Here is a 17,813-nt window from a genome sequence, read left to right on the forward strand (position 1 = left end):
TCTCAGCCCTTGACCATGGTGAATTGGCCCAATTCGCTGATGCCGCGCTGGAAGAAGTCGCTGCAACCCACCAGGTACTTCATGTACCGCTGGTAGACCTCTTCGGACGTGGCGGCAACGGCGGCATCGTGATTCGCCTCCAGGGCCGTGGCCCACAGATCCAGCGTGCGCACGTAGTGCTCGTCGAGCAACTGCTTGTCGGTGACGGTGAAACCGGCGGCCTGGGACAGGTTGACGATGTCTTCGTCGCACGGAACCGACCCGCCGGGGAAGATCTCCTTGGCGATGAACCGCATGAAGCGCAGGTCGGTCATGACGATCGGGATGCCCATCTCGGGCCACCGCTTGAGCGGATGCCCGAGGATTGCCTGCAGCACCATGCGGCCGTCGGAGGGCAGGAACCGGCTGCACGCCTCGAAGAACGGTGCGTACCGCTCCGGCGGGAACGCCTCGATGGCCTCCAGGCTGATGATCCGGTCGACGGGTTCGTCGAACTGCTCCCAGCCGCGCAACATCACACGACGACTGCGATCGGTGTCCAGCCCGTCGAGCAACTGCTGGCCGAAGGCGCACTGGTTCTTGCTCAACGTCAAACCGACGACGTTGACGTCGAACTTCTCGATCGCGCGCCGCATCACCGAACCCCAGCCGCAGCCGATGTCCAACAACGTCATTCCCGGTTCCAGGTTGAGCTTGCCGAGCGCGAGGTCGATCTTCGCCATCTGGGCTTCTTCGAGCGTCATGTCGTCGCGCTCGAAGTACGCGCAGCTGTAGGTCCGCGACGGATCCTGGAACAACCCGAAGAAGTCGTCGGACAGGTCGTAGTGAGCCTGCACCTCCTCGAAGTGCGGCTCCATCTCCGTGCGCCCCTTGGGACGCTTCACCGTGCTCTCAACCATTCCCCGACCAACTTCCGTCCGTCTGCTTCGGACTCTTCGTTCCTGCCTGTCCTACGTGTCCGTCAACGCCGTAAGGCGTTGACGGTCAAGCCTTTTCGAGCGTGAACTGCGCGACGTCGGTGTAGCCCTCCCGGAACAGATCGGCGCAACCCTCGAGGTACTTGACGAACCGCTCGTAGATTTCCTCGCCTGCGATCTCGACGGCCTCGTCCTGCTTGGCCTTGAGGTTGTCGGCCCACGTGTCGAGGGTCTTGACGTAGTGCGGCTGCAGGTGCTGCTCGCGGGTGACCGTGTAGCCGGCGTCGACGGCGTGCTGCCTGACCATGGAGCCCAGCGGCAAGCGGCCGCCGGGATAGATGTAATCCATGATGAACTTGATGAAGCGCACCCGCGACATGGTCAGCGGCAGGCCCTTGGCCTTGATCTCCTCATCCTCCGGGATGATGATCGTGTGCAGCATCTGCACGCCGTCGTCGGGTAGCCACTCGTAGGTCTTCTTGAAGTAGTCGTCGTACTTGTTGAAGCCGAAGTGCTCGAAGGCGCCGATCGAGACGATCCGGTCGACCTTGCCGCTGAAGTCCTCCCACGGCTGGAGGCGGACGTCCATCGTCCGGTTGCCCTTGTAGTTGGCGACCCAGTGCTGGTCGATGTGCTGCTTCTGGTTCTCCGAGAGCGTCAGGCCGATGACGTTGACGTCGTACTTCTCCACCGCCCGGTTGATGGTGGCGCCCCATCCGCAGCCGATGTCGAGAAGCGTCATGCCGGGCTCGAGGCCGAGCTTGCCGAGAGACAGGTCGATCTTCGCCAGCTGCGCCTGCTCGAGGGTGTAGTCGTCCTCTTCGAAGTACGCGCAGCTGTAGACCTGATTAGGGTCCTGCCACAGCTTGAAGAACTCATTGCTGATGTCGTAGTGGAACTGGACTTCCTTCTTGTCCGACCCGCGCGTCTGGGACGCGGACTTGGACAGCCACAGGGACTGTGCAGGTGACGGGCTTCGTGTCTCACTCGAGGAATTCATGAACCAACCTGTCGGCTATCGATTGTGGCTTTTGCGGCCGTACCGCCCAGCGTCTTCTTCGCCATGCCGGCTCATCGACTCTATCCCCGTGGCGCGGTGAGTTCGACGCCGACGCGGCGGTGCGGGTGATCTTTCACACGGCCCCATTCGGGGCAGTGTTTGCGGGCCCGAGGGCGAGAAGTTGCTGAATCGGCGTCCGCGCGACCCGCCGTGACATCGGTCGACGAGGGAGCCCAAACTAGGCCCATGACAGAACGTGAGGACACCCGCGTCGCGGTCTACCTGGACTTCGACAACATCGTCATCTCGCGGTACGACCAGGTCAACGGGCGAAACTCGTTTCAGCGCGACAAGACCAAGGGGTTGGAGGTCGACCGATTGGCCCGCGCGACCGTCGACGTCGGCGCGATCATCGACTTTGCCTCGTCCTTCGGGACGTTGGTGCTCACCCGGGCGTACGCCGACTGGTCGGCCGACGTCAACGCCGGGTACCGAGGTCAACTCGTCGGTCGCGCCGTCGACCTGGTCCAGCTGTTCCCGGCGGCGGCCTACGGAAAGAACGGCGCCGACATCAGGCTCGCCGTCGACGCCGTTGAGGACATGTTCCGCCTGCCCGACCTGACGCACGTGGTGATCGTCGCGGGGGACTCGGACTACATCGCGCTGGCGCAGAGGTGCAAGCGGCTTGGGCGGTACGTCGTCGGCATCGGGGTGGCTGGTTCGTCGAGCCGGTCGCTCGCGGCGGCCTGCGACGACTTCGTCATCTACGACGCGTTGCCCGGCGTGCCGGTGTTCGAACCGGAACCCGTGGCACCGAAGGAGGACGACGCCGAACCGGCGCCCGAGCCGAAGAAGCGGGCTCCCCGCCGGCGTGCCACCCGGCCGCAGACGGTGGAGGAGGAGCCCGAGGCGCCGGACCCTCAGGCCGTCGCGACGGGTCTGCTGCTGCGGGCGCTGCGGATCGGGTTGGAGAAAGACGACGTGGAGTGGTTGCACAACTCCGCGGTGAAGGCGCAGATGAAGCGCATGGATCCCTCGTTCAGCGAGAAGTCGCTGGGGTTCCGGTCGTTCAGCGACTTCCTGCGCTCACGATCCGACGTGGTGGAGCTCGACGAGAGCTCCACCACGCGGATGGTGACGCTGCGCAGCGATTCCTAGCCGATGGTGCGGATGATGTCGGGCTTCATCATGTCGAGCTGCTGGCTCCAGTAGGCCCAGGCGTGGCTGCCGTTGGGCGGGAAGTTGAACGTCGCGTTGCGACCGCCAGCGCCGGTGTAGGCATCCTGGAACGCCTGGTTGCTGCCCCGGGTCAGGCCCTCGAGGGTAGTCGCAGGTAGATCGGCGCCGCCCAGCTCGTTGGGCGTGCCGTTGCCGGTGTAGACGTACAACCGGGTGCCGTTGGACGCCAGGCGACCGGCCTGCAGGGTCGGGTCGTTGCGCTGCCAGTCCGGGCCGCCGCCGGGACCCCACATCGCGCCGGCGTCGAATCCGCCCGCGTCGCGCATGGCAAACCCGACCAGCGTCGGCCAGATGCCCTGCGACAGGTTCAGGAAGCCCGACTCGGAGCCGGCGTAGGCGAACTGACCGGGGTGGTAGGCGGCCAGGATCAGTGCGGCGCTACCGGACATCGAGAGCCCCACCACGGCGTTGCCGGACGGGGAGATGCCCTTGTTCTGCGACAGGTAGGCGGGGAGTTCCGAGGTCAGGAACGTCTCCCACTGGTAGTTCTGGGTCTGGCCGTTGCCGACGGCGGGCTGCTCCCAGTTGGTGTAGAAGCTCGACATGCCGCCGACGGGCATGACGACCGACACGCCCGAGTTGTGGAACTTCTCGAATGCGTTGGTCTCGATGTCCCAACCGCTGTTGTCGTCGCGGGCGCGCAGGCCGTCGAGGAGGTACACCGCGTGCGAACCGCCGGGCTGGAAACGCACCAGCACGTCGCGTCCCATGGCAGGCGACGGGACCATCAGGTCCTCAACGGGCAGTCCGGGGGGTGAGTAGGCGGCGGCCGTGGCCGTCATGCCCGTCAAGCCGATCAAGCCGGGCAGGGTTGCCGCGACGAGCGCGGCGGTCGCCATGCGCCGCCGGAATCTGTGAACCATCGTCATTGGTGCTCATCCGTTCTTGCCACTCGGGAGATAGCCATCACCTCTTTACTCGGCGTGTCTTACCCATTCGTTACTCGTTGACACGTGACCGGATCGTGCCGTCACACATGTTGCGAAGAGTGGCTGTCGACCACCTACCATTGGGCTCGTCTTCTAGTCAGCGCGGAAAATCAATGGAGTTTCGTTGACGTCTATTCGTCGTGCCCGTGGGGCGTGGCTGGCCGCATCGTTCGCGGTGCTGGCCGTACTCGGTGGAGTCATGGTCAGCGGGTCGGAACGGTGTGTGCACGGTTGCCAGGTGCTGGCCGCACCGAAGGATCTGGCCGAGGCGCAGCCGGTTGCCGCCGTGCCCACGTCGACGCCTGCCGCGCTGTCCGTGGTGCCTGCGCCCGCCGCCGACAAGGTCAACCCGGCGAGCCCGGTGATGGTCACGGCGACCACGGGCTCCATCACCGACGTCACGATGACCAGCGACAGCGGCAAGGTCATCCCCGGGGTCCTCACCCCGGACCACACCACCTGGAAGCCGACGATGCAGCTCGGCTACGGCCGCGCGTACACGCTGGCGGTGTCGGCTCGTGGCCCCAACGGCATGCCGTCGCGGCAGGAGACCACCTTCCACACCGTCTCGCCCAGCAATCAGACGCAGGTGTACTTCGAGACCACCGACGGCGGACTGCTGCAGGACGGCGCCACCTACGGCATCGGCGAGGTCGTCGTCGCGCACTTCGACGAGGCGATCGACAACAAGGCCAACGCCGAGCGGCACCTGGCGGTGACCACCAATCCGCCGGTCGCCGGATCGTGGTACTGGGTCAACGACCAGACCGCCCACTGGCGGCCCGAGAAGTACTACGCGCCGGGCACCACCGTGACGGTGGCGGGCAACGTCTACGGCACCCCGCTGGGCGACGGGCTGTACGGGCAGGAGGACGAGCACGTCTCCTTCAAGATCGGCGACGCCCACGTCTCCATCGCCGACGACACCACGCACATGGTCAGCGTGTACGACAACGGCAAGCTGGTCCGCACCATGCCGACGTCGATGGGCATGGGCGGCATCCAGACCATCGCCGGCACCACGTTCTCGTTCTTCACTCCGCCCGGGGTGTACACGGTGCTCAGCAAGGCCAATCCGGTGATCATGGACTCCTCGACTTTCGGGCTTCCGACGAACTCGCGGCTGGGCTACAAGGAGTCGATTTCCTATGCCACCAAGATCAGCACCGACGGCATCTATCTGCATCAGCTGAATTCGACGGTGTGGGCCCAAGGCAACACCGACACCTCGCACGGCTGCCTCAACCTCAACGGCGACAATGCCGCATGGTTCTTCGACTTCGCGGTGCCAGGAGACGTCGTCGAGGTCCGCAACACCGGAGGAAAGCCACTGCAGATCTCGCAGAACGGCGACTGGACGGTGCCGTGGGATCAGTGGCTCAAGGGCAGCAAGCTGACGTAGGCGCAAGCCCCGCGCCCTGCGAGACATAAGCCACGGCGGCCGTCACCGGCGTGTCGCCGCCAACGCTTATGTCTCGCGATGTCACACGAGGTTGACGAGGTCGGCGTAGGCCCCCAGCTCGTCGACGAACCCGTCGGGAAAGCGTAGCGAGCCCTTCTGGGTCCGGCGGATGAAACCCGTTGCCGCCCTTGCCGACAACGGCTTGCCGGGAAACGCGAGGAAGTCCGCCAACGGTAGCCGCGGTTCCCACGCCGGCCACGGCCCCACGTCGGCGTCGTGCACCACGCCGTCGAGGTCCGCCCAGGCCGCCCGGCGCGACCACGCCGCACCGTCACGCGGTCGGTCGCGCGACGCGTCGTATCGGCCGGGGTCCGCGAGCCGTCCGCCGATCCACGTCGCCACCGGCACGCTCACTGAATTGCCCACCATCCGCCACCGCTCACCGCGGCGGGCGACCTCCTCCGCGGGTGCGGTCCAGTCGACCGGAAAGCCTTGCAACCGTTCGGTGTCGCGCAGATCGGGTGTCACGTAGGCGCCGGACGGAAGGCGAATGGCCGGGGGAGACGGCACCCCCACCGAGGAGCCGCACTTGATCGGTGGCACCGCGTCGACTGCCCAGCCGAACGAGCGCATGCCCTCGGTCCAGTAGAAGCCGCAGGCGACGTCGGGATACCCCCACGTCTGAGTCGGTTTGGCGCAGTCGCCAGCCAGCAGCACGTCCCGCGGGTCACCCACCCGCGAGCCCACCAGATACCAGCGGTTGCGCCGCTGCGGCAGGCCGAACGCCTGGGTGTCGACGACGCGGTACGCCCACCGGTAGCCCAGTTCGGTCAGCGCCGACGTCACCACCTCCAAGGCGGCACCCTTGCCAAGGGAGATGAGGAACGGCACGTTCTCCAGCACCACCCATGGCACGTCACCGCCCTCGAGCAGGCGCAGCACCTCGCCGACCAAACTGCTTCTGGCGCCGTCGATTCCGGCCTTGCGGCCGACGCTGCTGAGGTCTTGGCACGGGAAGCCCGCCACGACGACGTCGGTGCCGCGCGGCAGCGCGACGACGTCGCGGACGTCGCCCTCGAGCGTGGTGTCGGGGAACCGTCGGCGTAGGACGTGCATGGCGGCGGGGGAGTTTTCGACGAGCAGATGCGTGTGGTGTCCGGCAGCTGCCATGCCCAGCTCGAGACCGCCGATGCCGGCGAACAGTCCCGCGACCCTCAGGCTCACCGCAGCCATTCCACCGCGACGGCGTAGCTCAACCGCGAGGGCACCGCGTTGCCGATCATGCGGGCCAACGCGGTGCGACGGGTGACGCCGTCGAAGGAGAACCAATCCGGAATGTATTGCAGCCGTGCGGCTTCGTGGGCGGTGATGGTGCGGCGGCGGCTGGGATGCACGTAGCGGCCCATGCACATGCTGTAGAAGCCGGTGGTGATGGTCTGCGACGGCCGGTCCCACGCCAGCCGGCCGTAGATGGCCTTGTAGCTGTGACCGCCGGAGGCGTGGCACGCCGGACGCTGACGGTCGGGCAGGTCGAAGTCGCCGTGCTCGAAGAGGTAGTCGATGCGCTGCCGCGTCGCCGGTGCCGAGCGAGCGGGCTCGTCGACCAGCCGACCCGACTCCGGCGCGGACTCCAGGTCCTGAAACGCCCACGCCACCGACCGGGCGTTGCGGCGGTGCCGCTGGGTGACCTCGGCGACCGTCACGGAGTGGGTGAGGCTGGCCATCAAGACGAGGCGACGTCGTCGTTGGGGGACGCCGATCTGGCTCAGGTCGACGACTCCGACCGACACCCGGTAGCCGAGCGCGTCGAGGGCGTCGGCGGTGCGTTGGACGACGGCCCTGCGGTCGTTGACCGCCCCCGGCACGTTCTCGATCAGAATGTGCCGGGGCGCAAGCACTTCGGCGGCGCGGACCATCGTGCGGTACAGCTCGTTCTTGTCGTCGGCGTGGCGGGTGCGGTTGTTGAAGTCGCTGTGCCCCTGGCACGGCGGCCCGCCGACCAAGACGTCGACGTCGCGATGCGTGGTGGCCAGCAGACGTTCGGCGGCCTGCAGGCGGGCGCCGACCCGGCCCGGGAACACCGTCTCCACGTCCTGGGTGAGGGTGACCGCCGAGGGAAAGTTGTCGGCGTAGGTCCGGGCGGCCACCGCGTCGACGTCGACCGCGAGCACCGGTTCGAAGGACCGGTTCAGGGCCCGCGCCGCCTCCGCCAACCCGATGGACAGTCCGCCGCACCCGCTGAACAGGTCGACCACCCGCAGCGACGACCCGGCAGGCCCGCCAGGGGGCGCCACCCTGCTCTGGAGCCAGGCGCGCTCCGCCTCGTCGGCGCACGTCGCACGGGTCTCGGTGCCGCGGTAGCCCGCCATCGCGCTGGCGGTCTGTTTGCCGTCGCGACGGCTCAGCATTCGTTCGTAGCTGCCGTTGCGGGTGCGGAAGCGCTCGAGCCCGACGTCACGGGCGACGTCGGCGATGATGCTCACCTGGCGATCGTAGGCAGCAGGTTCGCCAATAGTGTGGAGGCATGGCCGAGTCCTGGGCGTCCTCACCCGAGGCGCGGGCGCGCATGAAGTCCAACAAGAGCCGCGACACCAAGCCCGAAATGGCGTTGCGGTCGGCGGTGCATGCGCGGGGTTTGCGCTACCGGGTGTCGGCGAAACCCCTGGCGGGGGTGCGGCGCACGGCCGATCTCGTGTTCCCGCGGGCCAAGGTGGCGGTGTTCCTCGACGGGTGCTTCTGGCATGGCTGCCCCACGCACCACACCGTCGCCACGGCCAACGCCAGGTTTTGGGCCGACAAGGTCGAGACGAACCGCAATCGAGACCGCGACACCGACGGCAAGTTGGCCGAGGCCGGCTGGGTCAGCGTGCGCATCTGGGAACACGAAGACGCCGCGGAGGCGGCCCGCCGCGTCGAGGACGTCGTCCGCGCCCGCATGTGAACCGCGGAATGAAACGCGCACTCGGTTAGTTGTGCTCACTAGTTCTTCGAGCAACGGGGTGCAACATGATCGATCTCAAGGCCATCGCAGCTGGTGTCGGCGTCGCAGGCGCGCTCGTGTTCGGCGTTGGTGCCGGCGTGGCCAACGCCGCTCCCACCGACCCCACCGTGCCGTCGGTGCAGGGCACCAGCAGCCAGAGCGACAACCACGCGACGTCCCCGTCGCCGTACGCCGCGTACGACGGGCCGGGCATGTGCGCCACCCCCGGGCTGTACTTCGTCAACATCTGCGCCTGAGCGCGCGCCTTCGAATCACCGCGATTCCAAACTGTCGTCCCCGTCGGCGGGTGGCGCAATGGCCGTGCCCGGCCGTCCGACAGCAGGTCCACGGTGGTTCCTGGCGGCGCAATGGCGGCGGCCCCGGTCGGCCCGAGTCACTAGGCCCCGGGTGAAATAGCAACCACCGATACCGTCCTGAGCAGGTCAGTCACAGACCACAGCCCAGGAGGTGACGATGGCCAACCGGAATCCCCTCGAGCCGACACCCATCCGTCGACCGCGGGCCGACCAGGCTCGTCTGGTGGCCGACGTGCTTCGCCACCAGATTCATGCCGGCGGCTATCCGGGCGCCCTACCCTCCGAGGCCGACCTCGCCGCCGAGTTCTTCGTCTCTCGCAACACCGTTCGCGAGGCACTCGCGACGCTCAAGGACGAGGGCATCATCGACCGCGGCCCCCGGACGGGCACCCACGTCGCCATCCGCAAGTACGACCACGGACTCGATTCCCTGGTCGGACTGAAGGAGACCTTCAAGGGCTACGGCGACATTCGCAACGAAGTTCGCGCCGCCATGACGGTGTCGGCTCCCCCTGCGGTCGCCAATCGCCTGAAGCTGAGCCCCGGCGAACCCGCGGTGTTCGTCGAGCGGCTGCGCTACCTCGGCGACCTTCCGCTGTCCCTGGACATGACGTACCTGACGCCCGACATCGGCCTCGAAGTCCTCGAGCACAGCCTCGAAGTCAACGACGTCTTCGCCCTCATCGAAGAGGTCACCGGCCGACGGCTCGGCGAGGCCAATCTCGCGGTGGAAGCGGTACCCGCCGACCCGCATTCAGCGGCTCTACTGCAGGTGCCCGACGGAACTCCGGTCCTGCTTCTGGAACGCCTCACCCACCTCGACGACGGGCGACCCGTCGACCTCGAGTACATCCGCATGCGTGGAGATCGAATAACCCTGCGCGGCAACCTAGTTAGGGGAATCTGATGGCCCTGGTGAATCAGCGAGTCGACGTACCGGTGACGATCGACGAGTCGCTCTGCATCGAAGGCTGCACCCTCTGCGTGGAGATCTGTCCGCTGGATTCGTTGGCCATCAACCCGGAGAACGGCAAGGCATTCATGCACGTCGACGAATGTTGGTACTGCGGCCCGTGTGCCGCGCGGTGTCCCACCGGCGCCGTCACCGTCAACATGCCCTTCCTCATCCGCTAGACCATCCGTCGAGACCCCGGGAACGTCGATGAAACGCACACTCGCGGCGGTGCTCGCTGCCGCCACCACCCTGACCGCGTCGGCCTGCTCGCTGGACTCCACGTCCACATCCGCCGACTCCGACACCGTGACCGTCGTCGTCGGCTACCAGTCCAAGACCATCAACACCGTGACCGCGGGAACCCTCCTGAAGGCCAAGGGGTTCCTGGAGAAACGGCTCGACGACATCGGCAAGTCCTCCGGCAAGCACTACGACGTGCAGTGGCAGGACTACGACACCGGCGCGCCCATCACCGCACAGATGGTCGCCGAGAAGATCGACATCGGCTCGATGGGCGACTACCCGCTGTTGATCAACGGATCCAAGACCCAGGCCAACGAGCGGGCCAAGACGGAGCTGGTGTCGATCACCGGCTACAGCCCGACCGGTGCCCTCAACATGATCGTCGTGCCGCCCGCGTCAGCGGCGCGCACCCTCGACGACCTCAAGGGCCAGAAGGTCTCCGCCAGTGTCGGATCGGCGGGTCACGGCACGCTGGTCCGGGCGCTCGACACCGCGGGCATCGACCCGAAGACCGGTGTCGAGGTGCTCAACCAGCAACCCCAGGTCGGTGCCTCCGCGCTGGAATCCGGTCAGGTGCAAGCGCTCTCGCAATTCGTGGCATGGCCGGGACTGCTGGTGTTCCAGAACAAGGCCAAGTTGCTGTACGACGGCGCCGAAGGGAACTACCCCACCTTCCACGGCGTGGTGGTCCGCCGGGACTACGCGGGCCAGCACCCGGAGGTGCTCGACGCGTTCCTGCAGGCCCAGCTCGACGCCACCGACTTCCTCAATCAGAACCCCTTGGAGGCAGCAAAGCTCGTCGCCGACGGGAGCGGCCTGCCGCAGGAGGTGGTCTACCTGTACAACGGACCCGGCGGCACCAGCTTCGACACCACGCTCAAACCCTCACTGGTACAGGCGCTCAAGGGTGACGTGCCCTACCTGAAGTCCATCGGCGACTTCGCCGACCTGAACGTCGACGGCTTCGTCTCCGACGACGCCATCCGGAAGGCCTTCACGGAGCGTGGGCAGAACTACGACGCCGCACTGAACTCCGCGGCCAACCCCTCGGTGCTCAAGGGCCGTGACCCGGTGTGCGACGTCGCGGTCAACGATCCCAAACTGGCCGGCGAACTCTGGGTCGACGGGGCCGATGCCACCCAGCCCGCCGCCAACCCCGGCTGCCTGCTTCGTGCCGTCCGCGAGGCCACGGCCCGCGGTGCCAAGATCCGCGCCGCCTACGTGCCCGACGCCGAGTTCGGCACCCGATGGTTCGCCGACAAGTCGGTGTGGGTGCGCGACGGCCGCGACTTCCTGCCGTTCGGCACCGCGGCCGGCGCCGAGCGCTACACCGGTGCGCACCCAGGCGCGTCGATCGTCGACTACCAGCAGGCGCTAGCAGGTGCGGCGTGACCGCCCCACCCGCGGTGCTGACCGTCGACGAGCCTGCCGTTGCCGTCCTGGGCGTCGCCTCGGCGCGGCGACGAGGATGGCCCGCGTGGCTGGTTCGGATCGGCTCGGTCGCCGCCGTGGTCGCGCTGTGGCAGTTGTTGACCGTCAACCACGTTCGGTTGTGGCTGCGCTTCGACACCCTGCCCACGGTCACCGAGATCGCCTCGGCGTTCGCGCGCCGCGTGGCCACCGAGGACTACTGGCTCGACCTCGGGCAATCGCTCATCCGCATCCTCACCGGCTTCGCGCTGGCCGCGGTGGTGGGCATCGCCACCGGCATCATGCTTGGCCGGTCACCGAAGGCCGCCAACGTCTTCGGCCCGCTCGTCGAATTGGCCCGTCCGATCCCGGCCATCGCGATCGTGCCCGTCGCGATCCTGCTGTTCCCCACCGACGAGGCCGGCATCGTCTTCATCACGTTCCTCGCCGCGTACTTCCCGATCATGGTGAGCACGCGGCACGCCGTCCGCGCATTACCCACGCTGTGGGAGGACTCGGTGCGCACACTCGGGGGCAATCGGTGGGACGTCCTCACCCGGGTCGTGTTGCCGGGCATCCTCCCCGGCGTCTTCGGCGGGCTGTCGGTGGGCATCGGCGTGGCCTGGATCTGCGTGATCTCCGCGGAGATGATCTCCGGTCGACTGGGGGTCGGGTACCGCACCTGGCAGGCCTACACCGTGCTGGCGTATCCAGAGGTGTTCGTCGGGATCATCACGATTGGGGTGCTCGGATTCGTCACCTCCGCCGCCGTGGAACTGATCGGCAGACGGGCAACCGGCTGGCTGCCGCGAGGCCAGGGAGCCGATCGATGACCGGCGAGGGGATGAGCCTGACGTTGCGGGACGTGGTGCTCAGCTACGGCGGCACCCCGGTGGTCGACGGTCTGCACCTCGACGTCCGCCCCGGTGAGATCCTGGTGCTGACGGGCCCGTCGGGCTGCGGCAAGTCGACGGTGTTGCGGGCACTGGCCGGACTGTTGGCGCCGGATCGCGGGGACCTTTTGGCCGACGGCGCGCCAATCGTCACCACGTCGCGCGACCGGGCGATGGTCTTTCAGGACAACGCGTTACTGCCGTGGCGCACCGTGCAATCCAATGTCGAGCTGGCACTCAAGCTGGCCGGCAGGCCCCGCAGCGGCCGTCGCGAGGAAGCCCTGCGTTGGATCTCCGACGTGGGATTGTCCGGATTCGAACGCTACCTGCCGAAGAGTTTGTCCGGAGGAATGCGGCAGCGCGTGCAATTGGCCCGCGGACTGGCGGGGGCACCTCGGGCGGTGATGATGGACGAGCCGTTCGGCGCGCTGGACACCCAGACGCGCGCGACCATGCAGAAATTGCTCGTGGACACCTGGCGAGCCCACCCGACCACCATCGTCTTCGTCACCCACGACGTCGACGAGGCACTCCTACTGGGGGACCGCGTCGCGGTCCTCGGGCGCGCGGGACGACCTCTGCGTGCGCTGCTCGAGGTGCCGTCACCCCGCAACCCCGACGTGTCGCGCAGCTCCCTGAGGGCTGAAGCGATTGCCGCCCTCGACGATTCGGACTTGGTGAGCTGATGCAGATTCCCGCGATCGACGACGCGATCCAGATGGAATGCGACGTCCTGGTGATCGGCGGCGGTACCGCCGGGACCATGGCCGCGCTGACCGCCGCCGAGCACGGCGCCCAGGTGCTGCTGATGGAGAAGGCGCACGTGCGTCACTCCGGTGCGCTGGCGATGGGCATGGACGGGGTGAACAACGCTGTCATCCCCGGCAAGGCCACCCCGGAGGACTACGTCGCCGAGATCACCCGCGCCAACGACGGAATCGTCAACCAGCGCACCATCTATCAGACGGCCACCCGTGGGTTCGCCATGGTGCAGCGGCTCGAGCGCTACGGCGTGAAGTTCGAGAAGGACGAGCACGGTGAGTACGCGGTGCGCCGCGTGCACCGCTCCGGCTCCTACGTGTTGCCCATGCCCGAGGGCAAGGACGTCAAGAAGGCGCTCTACCGCGTGCTGCGGCAACGAACGATGCGGGAGAAGATCCGCATCGAGAACCGGTTGGTGCCGGTGCGGGTGCTGACGGGCGACGACGGCCGCGCCGTGGGCGCCGTTGCGCTGAACAGCCGCACCGGCGAGTTCGTCGTGGTGAAGGCCAAGGCGGTCATCCTTGCGACCGGGCCGTGCGGACGTCTGGGTCTGCCCGCGTCCGGGTACCTCTACGGCACCTACGAGAACCCGACCAATGCCGGGGACGGTTATGCGATGGCGTTGCACGCCGGTGCGGAACTCTCGGGCATCGAGTGCTTCCAGATCAACCCGTTGATCAAGGACTACAACGGTCCCGCGTGCGCCTACGTCGCCAATCCCTTTGGTGGGTACCAGGTCAACGCGCTCGGCGAACGCTTCGTCGACTCCGATTACTGGTCCGGCCAGATGATGGCCGAGGTCAAGAGCGAGATCGAATCCGCCCGCGGTCCAATCTATCTCAAGGTCAGCCATCTTCCCGACGAGACGTTGAGCACGCTCGAGGGCATCCTGCACACCACCGAGCGGCCCACCCGCGGTACGTTCCACGCCAACCGCGGTCACGACTACCGCACCCACGACGTCGAGATGCACATCTCGGAAATCGGTCTCTGCGGAGGGCATTCGGCCTCGGGGGTCTGGGTCGACGAGAACGCCCGGACCACGGTGCCCGGGCTCTATGCCGCCGGTGACCTGGCCTGCGTGCCGCACAACTACATGATCGGTGCGTTCGTTTACGGGGAGCTGGCCGGCGCGCACGCGGCGGGCACGCTCGACGACGTCGTCTCGCCCGACGTGCTCCCGGCCGATCAGATCGCCGCTGCCCACGAGCTGATCTACCGTCCGCTGCGGCATCCGGACGGTCCACCGCAGCCGCAGGTCGAATACAAGCTGCGCCGGTTCGTCAACGACTACGTCGCGCCGCCCAAGACGGCGGCGAAACTGTCCCTGGCCGTACAGACCTTCGAGCGGATGCGCGACGAGGTGGCGACGATCGGGGCGACGACCCCTCACGAATTGATGCGTGCCGTCGAGGTGTCCTTCATTCGGGACTGTGCGGAGATGGCCGCGCGGTCCTCCCTGACGCGTACCGAGTCGCGGTGGGGGCTCTACCACGATCGCAGCGACATGCCCGAGCGCGACGACGTCGACTGGCGGTATCACCTCAACCTGCGTCTGTCGTCCGAGGGCGAGATGGAGTTCCTGAAGCGGCCCGTCGCCCCGTACTTCGTTCCCGTTCCCGGCCTCGACCAATTGCCCAGCGGGGAAACCGAATCCGTCGTCGTCGCCCAGCCCGACCTGGTGGGCGGGCAAGCGCCGGCCAGCGCGGTCTCGCGGGTCGCCGAGTCCGTCGGGCTGCCGCCGTCGCCGCGAATCGCCGCGGTCCTCGCTCTCGACGAGCCCACCCTCGACGACCTGGCGCCATACCTCGCCGACGCCGACCCCGGCGTCCGGCGCACGGCGGTGGACGTGCTCACCGAGCATCTCGCCGACGGGTGGGCGAAGGCCTTGGTCACCGCCTTGGGCGACCACGATGCGGAGGTCAGGGCGGTCGCCGCCGACGGCGCGCGTGAACTGGTCGAGGTGCTACCCGAGCCGGAGGCACTGGCTGCCGTGCTGGACTCCGCCGATCCCGTGGTGCGCAGCGTCGCGGTGTACGTGCTCAGTGCCCGGTGGGCAGGTAAGGGCGAGCAGTACCGGCGCGCGCTGTCCGACCGCGATCATCGTGTGCGGATCGAGGCGGTGCGGGCGCTGGTGTCCGTCGACGACGCGGCCGGAGTTGCGTCAGCGCGGGCAGACGCCAACCGAGAGGTGCGCATCGCGGTGGCCAACGGTCTTGGGACACTGCGCACCGGGAACGACGCCGTCCGGGCACTCGTCGACGACTTCGATCCGCTGGTGCGGGCCGCCGCCTTGGCGGCGATGGGCTCGGTGGCCTGGGACGACGGTGACGCGACGGCCGTCGAGGGGGCACTCGCAGCGTCGGCCTGGCAGATCCGGCAGGGCGCGGCGAGGGCACTGGCGGGCGCGCCGTCGCCAGCCGCCGCGGTGCCTCCGCTCTCGCGCGCGCTCGCCGACCCACACCTCGACGTGCGCAAGGCCGCGGTGCTCAGCCTCACCCGGTGGGCCGCCTCGGAGTCGGCGGCCCGCGACGCGCTCGAGGGCGCGCTGGAGGACGGTGACGCCGACGTGCGCGCCTATGCCCGGCAGGCCCTCGCTACCGCAGTGAGTCCATGATCTCGCGGGTCGGGCGGTCGACGATGTCGTCGAAGTCGTGGTTCTTCTTCACATAGGCGGCGACCATCGGACACAGCGCGACGATGCGCCGTCCGTCGGTCCGAGTCGCGGCGAGCGCCTCGGCGATCAGCACCGTCGCGAGGCCGCGTCCACCAAAGGCCGGGTCGACCTCGGTGTGGACGAACACGCGATGGTCGTCGCGCTCCACGAACCGCGTCAGTCCCACCGTCTTGCCCTCGACGTCAACGGTGAACGTGTCGCCCGCGCGGGCGATGTGGACCGGCGCACCGGTCTTGTCGGTCAGCTCGGTCATGGCGCGCTCCCTTGGCTCCGTACGATCGATCCGACCTCATCCTCCCCGAATCCTTCCCGATCTTTCCGACGACAGGGCGCGCGATGGACACTCCGCACGTACACATCGACAAGCAGACGCCCGACGCGTACCGCGCGATGGTCTCGGTGGCGACCGCGGTGACGAAGTCCGCGCGGGAGGCGGGGCTGTCGCGCACCCTGACCGAGTTGGTCAACGTCCGCGTCTCCCAGCTCAACGGCTGCCCGTCGTGTCTGGAGGTGCACCACGCCCGCGCACGTGCGGCCGGGGTCACCGAGAAGCAACTCGCGACGTTGTCGGTCTGGCGCGACACCGAGTTGTTCGACGCCCGCGAGCAGGCGGCGCTGCGGCTGGCCGAGATCACCACGACGTTGCCCGATCACGACACCGCCGAGCGCGAATACGCCCGCGCTCGCGAGGCACTCACCGACGACGAGTTGTCGGCGGTCATCTGGGTGGCGACGGCCATCAACGCGTTCAACCGGGTGTCGATCCTCAGCCGGCATCTTGTGCGGCCCTAGGCCCCGATACGGCCGTGACCAGCGCTGTGATACAGGTCACTACGGGCGTATGATTGAGGATCCCTTCTGAAGGGAGACGCACATGAAGGGTGCCCATCGAGATCCCGTCGACCACGTCCGGACGACCCAGCCGCATGCCGGTGAGTCGTTCATCGACACGCTGTGGCTGCCCGGACTCATTCTCATCATGCTCGGCACCGCCACGATCGCGGGATTCCTGGCGGCTACTGCCTACGACCAACCGGAATGGCAACTGCCGCTTGGCTTCATCGCCGGGGCGTTGGTCACGGCCGGTGCAATCCTGATCACGTTGGAGCATCAACGCGTCAAACGCGTCGAGCGGCGCTGGATGGCGGACCACCGGCTGCCCCGCTAGGTCGAACGGTTGCGCGGCAGCTCCATCGTCGCGGGCTTGAGGAAGAACGGGCGTCGAGGCGTCAGGTCGGGCCTGAACGCCGGCGGACCGAAGGCCGACCACCGACTGGACCACTTGTCCTTCGACGATGCGATGCCGAAGTCGTCCCACAGGTGCGGGGCATGCGGCAGTCCCAAGCCCAATAGCATGGCGCCGGAATGGTTTTCACCAGTGTCGACGTGGTACACCGCGCCAGGGAACGGCAGCGTGTCCAATTCGCGACCACGCTCGCGCCACCACTCCAGCCCGTACCGGTGTTCGCCGATGACGACCTGAAGCGCGTCGTCGCCGAAGGCGTCGGCCACCTCGTCCTGACTACTCGTGACAAGTAGGTCGTCCGGCACGCCGTAGGCGTCGAACGGCAGGATGAAGGACGTCCCGCAAATCCTGAACAGCCTGCGCCGCAGGGCATATGCGTTTCGCCTGCGCGAATACACGAAACCGCGCCGCAGCACCCAGCCAGGGCTGCCGGCATGGTCGTGAACGTAGCCTGCGATGTCGCGGTGCACGAAGTCGTCGGCGTCGACGAACATCACGTACTCCGGATCGAAGTCGCGAGCGGCGGCCAGTCCGACGCCGAGCTTGGTGCCCTTGTCCCAGATGAGGGGGCGCATGCCGGTCCGGGCACCGGCGCGGTTCGTCGGCGGATCGAAGTCCACCTCGACGAAGTGGGTCCGACGTGGCAGGTCGAAGGGCGGGCGGCGGTTGCCCACCACCAGTGCGACGAAGTCGTCGGACGTCTGGCGGGTGACGGACGCCAGCGTGTCGGCGAGGAGCGACTCCACCATGGCGTAGTCCGCCGAGTTTTGCGGGTGGCGCAGGGTGGTGATGAAGGCGATCACGGACGTCAGGGTAACCACGAAGATCGTTGACCTCATCGCA

Annotated in this window: 19 protein-coding genes; 12 read left to right on the forward strand and 7 right to left on the reverse strand. The window is 67.6% G+C overall.

The window, feature by feature from the left end:
* Nucleotides 1-2: 2 nt before the first annotated feature.
* Entirely contained in the window at nucleotides 3-899 is an 897-nt protein-coding gene (locus H7K45_RS12935) for a cyclopropane mycolic acid synthase family methyltransferase (protein WP_263996210.1), read from the reverse strand.
* An 85-nt stretch (nucleotides 900-984) separates the two neighbouring features.
* On the reverse strand, nucleotides 985-1,917 hold the full coding sequence (locus H7K45_RS12940; protein WP_276069876.1) for a cyclopropane mycolic acid synthase family methyltransferase: 933 nt from the start codon (nucleotides 1,915-1,917) through the stop codon (nucleotides 985-987).
* A gap of 246 nt (nucleotides 1,918-2,163) precedes the next feature.
* On the opposite strand from H7K45_RS12940, the gene H7K45_RS12945 reads away from it, so the two are divergent.
* Nucleotides 2,164-3,075: an NYN domain-containing protein gene (locus H7K45_RS12945; RefSeq protein WP_263996211.1), complete on the forward strand. Its 912-nt coding sequence runs from the start codon at nucleotides 2,164-2,166 to the stop codon at nucleotides 3,073-3,075.
* Here H7K45_RS12945 and H7K45_RS12950 read toward each other — a convergent pair.
* Nucleotides 3,072-4,025, reverse strand: coding sequence for an esterase family protein (locus H7K45_RS12950; RefSeq protein ID WP_263996212.1), 954 nt, complete (start codon nucleotides 4,023-4,025; stop codon nucleotides 3,072-3,074). The two genes, H7K45_RS12945 and H7K45_RS12950, sit on opposite strands and share 4 nt — an antisense overlap.
* Before the next feature lie 184 nt (nucleotides 4,026-4,209).
* Between H7K45_RS12950 and H7K45_RS12955 the strand changes: the two genes are divergently transcribed.
* Entirely contained in the window at nucleotides 4,210-5,487 is a 1,278-nt protein-coding gene (locus H7K45_RS12955) for a L,D-transpeptidase (RefSeq protein ID WP_263996213.1), read from the forward strand.
* A gap of 81 nt (nucleotides 5,488-5,568) precedes the next feature.
* Here the strand turns inward: H7K45_RS12955 and H7K45_RS12960 are convergent, their stop codons facing one another.
* Together H7K45_RS12960 and H7K45_RS12965 are read right to left on the reverse strand one after the other, a co-directional pair.
* Nucleotides 5,569-6,720, reverse strand: a complete 1,152-nt coding sequence (locus H7K45_RS12960; RefSeq protein ID WP_372512533.1) for a DNA cytosine methyltransferase — start codon at nucleotides 6,718-6,720, stop codon at nucleotides 5,569-5,571.
* Nucleotides 6,708-7,970: a DNA cytosine methyltransferase gene (locus tag H7K45_RS12965; protein ID WP_263996215.1), complete on the reverse strand. Its 1,263-nt coding sequence runs from the start codon at nucleotides 7,968-7,970 to the stop codon at nucleotides 6,708-6,710. Before H7K45_RS12965 ends, H7K45_RS12960 begins: the two co-directional genes overlap by 13 nt.
* 41 nt (nucleotides 7,971-8,011) lie before the next feature.
* On the opposite strand from H7K45_RS12965, the gene H7K45_RS12970 reads away from it, so the two are divergent.
* The 8 genes from H7K45_RS12970 to H7K45_RS13005 all read left to right on the forward strand — a co-directional run bounded on the left by H7K45_RS12970 (nucleotide 8,012) and on the right by H7K45_RS13005 (nucleotide 15,664).
* Nucleotides 8,012-8,428 carry a very short patch repair endonuclease gene (locus H7K45_RS12970; protein ID WP_263996216.1) on the forward strand — a complete coding sequence of 139 codons (417 nt, stop codon included), beginning with the start codon at nucleotides 8,012-8,014 and terminating at the stop codon, nucleotides 8,426-8,428.
* A 65-nt stretch (nucleotides 8,429-8,493) separates the two neighbouring features.
* Nucleotides 8,494-8,724, forward strand: coding sequence for a hypothetical protein (locus tag H7K45_RS12975; RefSeq protein ID WP_263996217.1), 231 nt, complete (start codon nucleotides 8,494-8,496; stop codon nucleotides 8,722-8,724).
* Nucleotides 8,725-8,941: 217 nt separating this feature from the next.
* A complete protein-coding gene (locus H7K45_RS12980) occupies nucleotides 8,942-9,691 on the forward strand; it encodes a GntR family transcriptional regulator (RefSeq protein ID WP_263996218.1) in 750 nt (249 codons plus the stop codon).
* Complete coding sequence (locus H7K45_RS12985) at nucleotides 9,691-9,918, forward strand: 4Fe-4S dicluster domain-containing protein (protein ID WP_149480443.1); 228 nt, start codon at nucleotides 9,691-9,693, stop codon at nucleotides 9,916-9,918. Before H7K45_RS12980 ends, H7K45_RS12985 begins: the two co-directional genes overlap by 1 nt.
* Before the next feature lie 28 nt (nucleotides 9,919-9,946).
* Nucleotides 9,947-11,374, forward strand: a complete 1,428-nt coding sequence (locus H7K45_RS12990; protein ID WP_263996219.1) for an ABC transporter substrate-binding protein — start codon at nucleotides 9,947-9,949, stop codon at nucleotides 11,372-11,374.
* Nucleotides 11,371-12,225: an ABC transporter permease gene (locus H7K45_RS12995; protein WP_372512534.1), complete on the forward strand. Its 855-nt coding sequence runs from the start codon at nucleotides 11,371-11,373 to the stop codon at nucleotides 12,223-12,225. Before H7K45_RS12990 ends, H7K45_RS12995 begins: the two co-directional genes overlap by 4 nt.
* The gene (locus H7K45_RS13000) at nucleotides 12,222-12,971 is read left to right on the forward strand and encodes an ABC transporter ATP-binding protein (protein WP_263996220.1); all 750 of its coding nucleotides are present in this window, start codon (nucleotides 12,222-12,224) and stop codon (nucleotides 12,969-12,971) included. Before H7K45_RS12995 ends, H7K45_RS13000 begins: the two co-directional genes overlap by 4 nt.
* Nucleotides 12,971-15,664, forward strand: a complete 2,694-nt coding sequence (locus H7K45_RS13005) for a fumarate reductase/succinate dehydrogenase flavoprotein subunit (RefSeq protein ID WP_263996221.1) — start codon at nucleotides 12,971-12,973, stop codon at nucleotides 15,662-15,664. The genes H7K45_RS13000 and H7K45_RS13005 overlap by 1 nt, the downstream gene beginning before the upstream one ends.
* Here H7K45_RS13005 and H7K45_RS13010 read toward each other — a convergent pair.
* Nucleotides 15,645-15,977, reverse strand: coding sequence for a GNAT family N-acetyltransferase (locus H7K45_RS13010; RefSeq protein WP_263996222.1), 333 nt, complete (start codon nucleotides 15,975-15,977; stop codon nucleotides 15,645-15,647). The genes H7K45_RS13005 and H7K45_RS13010 overlap by 20 nt on opposite strands.
* An 83-nt stretch (nucleotides 15,978-16,060) precedes the next feature.
* On the opposite strand from H7K45_RS13010, the gene H7K45_RS13015 reads away from it, so the two are divergent.
* Together H7K45_RS13015 and usfY are read left to right on the forward strand one after the other, a co-directional pair.
* A complete protein-coding gene (locus H7K45_RS13015; protein ID WP_263996223.1) occupies nucleotides 16,061-16,516 on the forward strand; it encodes a carboxymuconolactone decarboxylase family protein in 456 nt (151 codons plus the stop codon).
* A gap of 82 nt (nucleotides 16,517-16,598) precedes the next feature.
* Nucleotides 16,599-16,892: a protein UsfY gene (gene usfY, locus H7K45_RS13020; protein WP_263996224.1), complete on the forward strand. Its 294-nt coding sequence runs from the start codon at nucleotides 16,599-16,601 to the stop codon at nucleotides 16,890-16,892.
* Here the strand turns inward: usfY and H7K45_RS13025 are convergent.
* Nucleotides 16,889-17,773, reverse strand: a complete 885-nt coding sequence (locus H7K45_RS13025) for a glycosyltransferase family A protein (RefSeq protein WP_263996225.1) — start codon at nucleotides 17,771-17,773, stop codon at nucleotides 16,889-16,891. The two genes, usfY and H7K45_RS13025, sit on opposite strands and share 4 nt — an antisense overlap.
* Nucleotides 17,774-17,813: the final 40 nt, after the last annotated feature.

The organism is Mycobacterium yunnanensis, from assembly GCF_025823185.1.
Taxonomy (GTDB): Bacteria; Actinomycetota; Actinomycetes; order Mycobacteriales; family Mycobacteriaceae; genus Mycobacterium; species Mycobacterium yunnanensis.

What these genes read in the sequence shown, in the direction of transcription:
- H7K45_RS13015 (WP_263996223.1), top strand. Translation starts at nt 16,061, where the DNA reads ATGGACACTCCGCACGTACACATCGACAAGCAGACGCCCGACGCGTAC.
- H7K45_RS12980 (WP_263996218.1), top strand. Translation starts at nt 8,942, where the DNA reads ATGGCCAACCGGAATCCCCTCGAGCCGACACCCATCCGTCGACCGCGG.
- H7K45_RS12985 (WP_149480443.1), top strand. Translation starts at nt 9,691, where the DNA reads ATGGCCCTGGTGAATCAGCGAGTCGACGTACCGGTGACGATCGACGAG.
- H7K45_RS12990 (WP_263996219.1), top strand. Translation starts at nt 9,947, where the DNA reads ATGAAACGCACACTCGCGGCGGTGCTCGCTGCCGCCACCACCCTGACC.
- H7K45_RS12960 (WP_372512533.1), bottom strand. Translation starts at nt 6,720, where the DNA reads ATGGCTGCGGTGAGCCTGAGGGTCGCGGGACTGTTCGCCGGCATCGGC.
- H7K45_RS12940 (WP_276069876.1), bottom strand. Translation starts at nt 1,917, where the DNA reads ATGAATTCCTCGAGTGAGACACGAAGCCCGTCACCTGCACAGTCCCTG.
- H7K45_RS12970 (WP_263996216.1), top strand. Translation starts at nt 8,012, where the DNA reads ATGGCCGAGTCCTGGGCGTCCTCACCCGAGGCGCGGGCGCGCATGAAG.
- usfY (WP_263996224.1), top strand. Translation starts at nt 16,599, where the DNA reads ATGAAGGGTGCCCATCGAGATCCCGTCGACCACGTCCGGACGACCCAG.
- H7K45_RS12935 (WP_263996210.1), bottom strand. Translation starts at nt 899, where the DNA reads ATGGTTGAGAGCACGGTGAAGCGTCCCAAGGGGCGCACGGAGATGGAG.
- H7K45_RS13005 (WP_263996221.1), top strand. Translation starts at nt 12,971, where the DNA reads ATGCAGATTCCCGCGATCGACGACGCGATCCAGATGGAATGCGACGTC.
- H7K45_RS13000 (WP_263996220.1), top strand. Translation starts at nt 12,222, where the DNA reads ATGACCGGCGAGGGGATGAGCCTGACGTTGCGGGACGTGGTGCTCAGC.
- H7K45_RS13010 (WP_263996222.1), bottom strand. Translation starts at nt 15,977, where the DNA reads ATGACCGAGCTGACCGACAAGACCGGTGCGCCGGTCCACATCGCCCGC.
- H7K45_RS12945 (WP_263996211.1), top strand. Translation starts at nt 2,164, where the DNA reads ATGACAGAACGTGAGGACACCCGCGTCGCGGTCTACCTGGACTTCGAC.
- H7K45_RS12975 (WP_263996217.1), top strand. Translation starts at nt 8,494, where the DNA reads ATGATCGATCTCAAGGCCATCGCAGCTGGTGTCGGCGTCGCAGGCGCG.
- H7K45_RS12950 (WP_263996212.1), bottom strand. Translation starts at nt 4,025, where the DNA reads ATGACGATGGTTCACAGATTCCGGCGGCGCATGGCGACCGCCGCGCTC.